This window comes from Devosia sp. (assembly GCF_030689745.1).
In the GTDB taxonomy this organism is placed as follows: domain Bacteria; phylum Pseudomonadota; class Alphaproteobacteria; order Rhizobiales; family Devosiaceae; genus Devosia; species Devosia alba.
Map to the genome: position 1 here is coordinate 1 of NZ_JAUYGL010000215.1, position 5,383 is coordinate 5,383.

Sequence of the window (5,383 nt, forward strand, 5' to 3'; positions counted from 1 at the left end):
GATATGCAGCTCTTTGAGCAGTTCCACCGACTGGCCAGGGCGCAGTTCCGGGATCTCCACGGCAGCGACTGAGGCGGGAGCACGGTCTTTTCCTCGCAGCGGCTTCATGCGTTGCCTTTCTGTGGCGATTCGGCGTGTGCCACGGGGCAGTGCGCACCTACATCCAGCGCCTGCCAGCCCTCTGCGCCGATGTCCTCCAGCACCTGCATGTTGCGCTCGTAGATGGTTTCGGCCTCTGGAAACGCCGCCACAGCCCGGTCGATGCTGTCTTCGCGCAGCAGGTGCAAGGTGGGATAAGGCGCTCGGTTGGTGCAGTTGGTCACGTCGTCGGCGGTTGTGCCTCCAAACTGGAATGCGGGATGGAATGATGCAATCTGCAAGGTACCCTCGAGGTCCAGTGTGTCCAGCAGTTGGTCGGCCAACTCCAGAAAATCGTTGAAGTCGAGAAAATCAGGAAAGCAGGCTGGCGCTATGAGTAGCGTGGTATCGCGCTCTTCGGGTGAAATCTCGGCAAGCGCCTTCAGTTCATCGCCAAGCTCTTGTAGCAACTGAGATCCCTCCGTGGCGGTGCTGACAACATAGTGAATCTGCCCCTTGCCATGCACACCTTTCGCAAAAGGACACAGATTCAAGCCGATCACGGCGCGCTCCAACCAGCGCACGGTGTCCTGCAACACGATCGCCGCATCGGGCAAAGGAGACTCGGAAAACGTGTGGGGTGATGCAGTCATGGCGTTGCGAGAACAGGAAGGGTAGGCGAGAGTGGGGGCACGATAGCAGACTCTACCTATGACTCCGGTCGGTAGGCCGCACAGGACGCTCAATCGAGTAAACGTTGTCCTGTCAGGCGTTCGTGCTCCCGGGCCGCATAGCGGTCGGTCATGCCGGCGATAAAGTCGGCCACGACCCGCGCTCGGACAGAAGGCTCTGCTGCACCCTTAGCCCACTCAGCAAACGACGGTTTCATCTCCGGCGGGGAAGCCATATAGGTCCTGAAGAGATCACGAACAATCTGGCTCGCGTTGCCCATGGTCTGAACCACCTGTTCATGGCGGTAAAGACGGCTGAGCAGGAAGCTTTTGAGTTCTTGAGACTGCGCCCGCATGCAGTCACCAAAACCCACGATCGTAGGCATGGTACGCACCGCCTCGACACTGGAGGGCGCGGACTGCGCCAATGCGGCTTGTGTGGTGTTGATCACATCGTAGACCTGGGCACTGAGCATGCGCCGGATGGCATCGTAGAGCAACCGCCGTTGCCCCGAGGGTGTGTCCAACTCAGGGTATTCAGACAAGGCCTCGGCGCGGTATCGGTCAAACAAGGGAACGTCACGCAGTTGGTCCATCGTCAACAAACCGGAGCGTACACCATCATCGATGTCATGCGCGTTATAGGCAATCTCGTCTGCCAGGTTGCACAGCTGCGCTTCAAGGCTGGGCTGCTGGCGTACCAGAAACCGCTGCCCCACTCCGTCGGGCTCTGCCGTCTCCAGCGCTTGGGCATTCGTGCGCGAGCAATGCTTGAGAATGCCCTCTCGCGTTTCAAAGCTGAGGTTAAGCCCATCAAAGTGCGGATAACGCCGTTCCAGCAAATCCACGACGCGCAGGCTCTGCAGATTGTGTTCAAAGCCTCCATGGTCAGTCATGCACGCATTGAGCGCATCCTGCCCCGCATGGCCAAATGGTGTATGCCCCAGGTCATGTGCCAGCGAGATGGCCTCCACCAGATCTTCATTGATGCCCAACGATCGCGCGATGGACCGCCCAAGCTGCGCCACCTCCAGCGAATGTGTTAACCGCGTACGGAACAGATCCCCTTCATGGTTCAGGAACACCTGCGTCTTGTAGACCAAACGGCGGAAAGCCGTCGAGTGCACGATACGGTCACGGTCGCGTTGGTATTCGGTGCGCGTGGGAGCAGGCACCTCAGCGTAGCGCCGTCCCCGCGTGCGGGCTGGATCACAAGCATAAACTTGCAATGAAGAAAATGTAGTCAAATTGGCACCTGGCGCTTATTTTATAAGCGCTACCAGCTATCAATTTGATTGGGCATCAAAGACAGCAGGCATCGATAACTTCGCGCACCAGAGCATCGGGCGCTGCACGTACTACGGCGCGCCCAGGGCCGTCGATCAGCACAAAACGAATTTCCCCGGCTTCGGCCTTTTTATCGACCCGCATGAGTTCCAGGTAACGCCCTGCATTGTCGGCGGCATCCAGGACCGGGCCGTGCAGCGGCAGGCCAGCCCGCTGCACCAATGCGCGCAACCGCTGCACATAGGCAGCATCCACCAAACCCAATCGGTGGGACAGTTCAATGGCCATCACCATGCCAGCCCCAACACCCTCACCATGCAGCCATGCTCCGTATCCCATGCCGGCTTCAATGGCATGACCAAAAGTGTGGCCAAAATTCAAAATCGCCCGTAGACCCGTCTCCCGCTCATCCTGCCCCACGACCCAGGCCTTGATTTCGCAACTGCGACGCACCGCATACGCAAGCGCATCACGGTCGCGGGCCAGCAATGCATCCATCGACGACTCCAGCCAGTCCATGAAAGCCATGTCGGCAATCGGCCCATATTTGATGACTTCAGCCAACCCGGCAGACAGTTCGCGCTGCGGCAAGGTGTTGAGAGTGGACAGATCGCAAACCACCAGCAGAGGCTGGTAGAACGCACCGATCATGTTCTTGCCCAGGGGATGGTTGATGGCCGTCTTGCCCCCCACGGAGGAATCGACCTGCGCCAGCAAGGTGGTGGGCACCTGGACAAAGGGTACTCCGCGCATGTAGCACGCGGCAGCAAAGCCTGTCATATCTCCCACCACGCCACCACCCAAGGCAAAGAGCACCGTCTTGCGGTCGCAGCCATTTTTCAACAGCGCGTCAAAGATCAGGTTCAGGGTTTGCCAGGTTTTGTGCTGTTCACCGTCAGGCAAAACCACGCAATAGACAGATTCGTACCGACCGCTCAACGCACCTACAAGTGCTGCCGCATACAGCGGTCCTACAACATTATTCGTAACAACTAGCGCTGACGCTCCTACGGGTATTTTTGAAAAGCTCTGCTGCGAATAAATGAGGTCAATTCCAATGTCTATTTTATAGCTTCGTTCACACAAATTTACCGACATTGAATAACCAGAGCCTTCAGAGCCTTCAGAGCCTTCAGAGCCTAACGATAAATCCAAACCTTTAGAAATTGAAATTCCCATCACAAATATGCCTAAAAAACAAAACCCCCTAAATTTGGGGGTTTTGTTCTATAAAAATAATCAAAAACTAGACCGGATCACATGCAGGATAAGAAATTGTCTTAAAAACCGAAGACACACTATTTCCTGCAGTGAATTTTAATTCAATTTGAGTTGAGCCAGCTGCCACGGCATCTTTTAACTCAAATTGAAAAGCAACGCGGGTTCTACTGAAAGCCTTGTCTAATGTTGGGCTTCCACTGCGAACAGTTGCGGTAACAATATCACTTACTGGCTGAAGTTCAATAGTCGTACCTGCTGGCGCAGGGAAACGATTATTTGTCCCAATAAAACCCGTGACAGTAGCCTTGCATTTTACATCCCATGAAATAGGCGATAAATCAGTAATAATATCAGTTTGCATATCATTATACAAATCAAGCCAAGAAACGCTTGTCGCAGTCAATTGAATAGAGTCACTAATTTGCAGTCCACTCCCCACCTGAGTCGAAACAGTAACATTAATCAACTGCCCATCTGCAGGTCGTGGATTTTGAATTTGATATTCAACATTGCAAATCCCGTTACTTGTCGTGCACCCCCCACGCCCTGAAGTTCCCACTCGACCAAAATCAGCCGTTGAAATTACAGGAACGCCATCCGACACAGGATTTCCGTTGACATCAATGACGCCGATGCGAATTGTCGAATTGTCGCCAGACAAGTCCGTATTTAAATTGAACTTCGAGGCAGACAAATCAAAACCCCGCGCTACAGCAACGCCGGTAGTTACAGTCAACTGATCAGACTGCGAGAAAATATCTCGGCCATTCACACTAGCTCGGATGATTACTGCAGTTGGTGTTGACTTCGATGACACGGAAGTAGTCACAACACCGTCATTATTACTCTTTGCAGAGCTAATATTTAGTTTTACGGCGTCAGATGGCACAACAGAAAAATCCACAAGAACATCTTTTACCGGATCGCCATTCTTATCAACAACCTTAAATTTCAAAATAGCCGACTCAGATCTACTATTTCCTCCAGAACCTGCAATTACGATTGATTTATCTGAAGGATCCACACTAACGAAATTCAATGCGCTCGCGACTGTTTGAGGATCAACTCCTATGACAACAGCGCTGGTTACTGCGAGATTCTGGCTCCCCTTTGCCTCACCTTTTTCCAACACGGCAGTAGCCACGACAGTTGTTGCACCTATTGAGGTGGTAGAGAGAGCTTCAACATCTATCTCCGCCTCGCCGTTTTTATTAGTAAGTGCCGTCTTAGATTCGGGGCTAAATTTGAGCAAACTAACACCGGACTCTTCGAAGGTCACGATGCTATTTGCAACAGGGCTTCCAGATCGATCCGTTAAAAGCACCTTTGCACGGGCTGTTTTCTCAGAAGCAGTGATTGAATAGGTCGCAGTTGTGGAGTCTGAACCGCCTGAAACAATTTTGAGCGTTAGTACACCTGCTTGCGCAGACCCATCGGTTCCTGATCCGGAGGAACCAGGGTCACCACCACCACCGCCGCAAGCCATCAACTGCGATACAAATATAACAGCAGTCAAAAATTTAGCTACTCTCATTATCTTAAATCCTTACTAATTAACGCGGAGCACCGCGATCCGTGATCACTTTAGGCGTTATAAATATTAACATTTCTTGTTTATTTGCTTGTTTTGTTTTTGTTTTGAACAAATTTCCAACTCCAGGAAGATCTCCCAAGAATGGAACTTTAGCCTCAGTCTCATCTTCGAACAATTCAAAAATCCCACCAATCACCACCGTACCGCCATTTTCAACCAACACCTGGGTTTTAATGCGCTTTGTATTAATAGCCCGCACATTATTCAAAACCTCTCCGGGACTATCTTTATTCACATCCAAGTCGAGAATAATATTTCCTTCTGGTGTGATTTGAGGCAGAACCTCCAACTTCAACACTGCCTTCTTGAAAGCAATAATAGTCCCACCGTTAGGGGCAGTCACTGGATATGGAAATTCCGTTCCCTGCTCAATAGAAGCCTTCGTTTGATCCGCCGTTACGACTCGAGGACTAGATACTATCTTTCCTTTTCCATCCGCCTCCATCGCAGAAATCTCAAGATTCAGGAAGCGATTCGCCGCTGAATTGAAAATGGAAATAGCAAAACTTGAAGGATCATAGCCGCCCTGCGC

The 5,383-nt window shown here is 52.0% G+C and carries 4 protein-coding genes and 1 pseudogene; all 5 read right to left on the reverse strand.

Translation table 11 applies throughout. The features are described 5' to 3' along the window. Window positions 1-104: 104 nt before the first annotated feature. Window positions 105-695, reverse strand: coding sequence for a DUF1415 domain-containing protein (locus Q8O80_RS18825; protein ID WP_305582141.1), 591 nt, complete (start codon window positions 693-695; stop codon window positions 105-107). A 125-nt stretch (window positions 696-820) separates the two neighbouring features. Then, window positions 821-1,996, reverse strand: coding sequence for a deoxyguanosinetriphosphate triphosphohydrolase (locus Q8O80_RS18830; protein ID WP_305582143.1), 1,176 nt, complete (start codon window positions 1,994-1,996; stop codon window positions 821-823). A gap of 55 nt (window positions 1,997-2,051) precedes the next feature. Further along, window positions 2,052-3,215: a 3-dehydroquinate synthase gene (aroB, locus tag Q8O80_RS18835; RefSeq protein ID WP_305582145.1), complete on the reverse strand. Its 1,164-nt coding sequence runs from the start codon at window positions 3,213-3,215 to the stop codon at window positions 2,052-2,054. A gap of 67 nt (window positions 3,216-3,282) precedes the next feature. Continuing rightward, complete coding sequence (locus tag Q8O80_RS18840; protein ID WP_305582147.1) at window positions 3,283-4,791, reverse strand: hypothetical protein; 1,509 nt, start codon at window positions 4,789-4,791, stop codon at window positions 3,283-3,285. Between the two features lie 19 nt (window positions 4,792-4,810). Next, window positions 4,811-5,383 (reverse strand): annotated as a pseudogene (locus Q8O80_RS18845) (type IV pilus secretin PilQ); the annotation flags it as partial.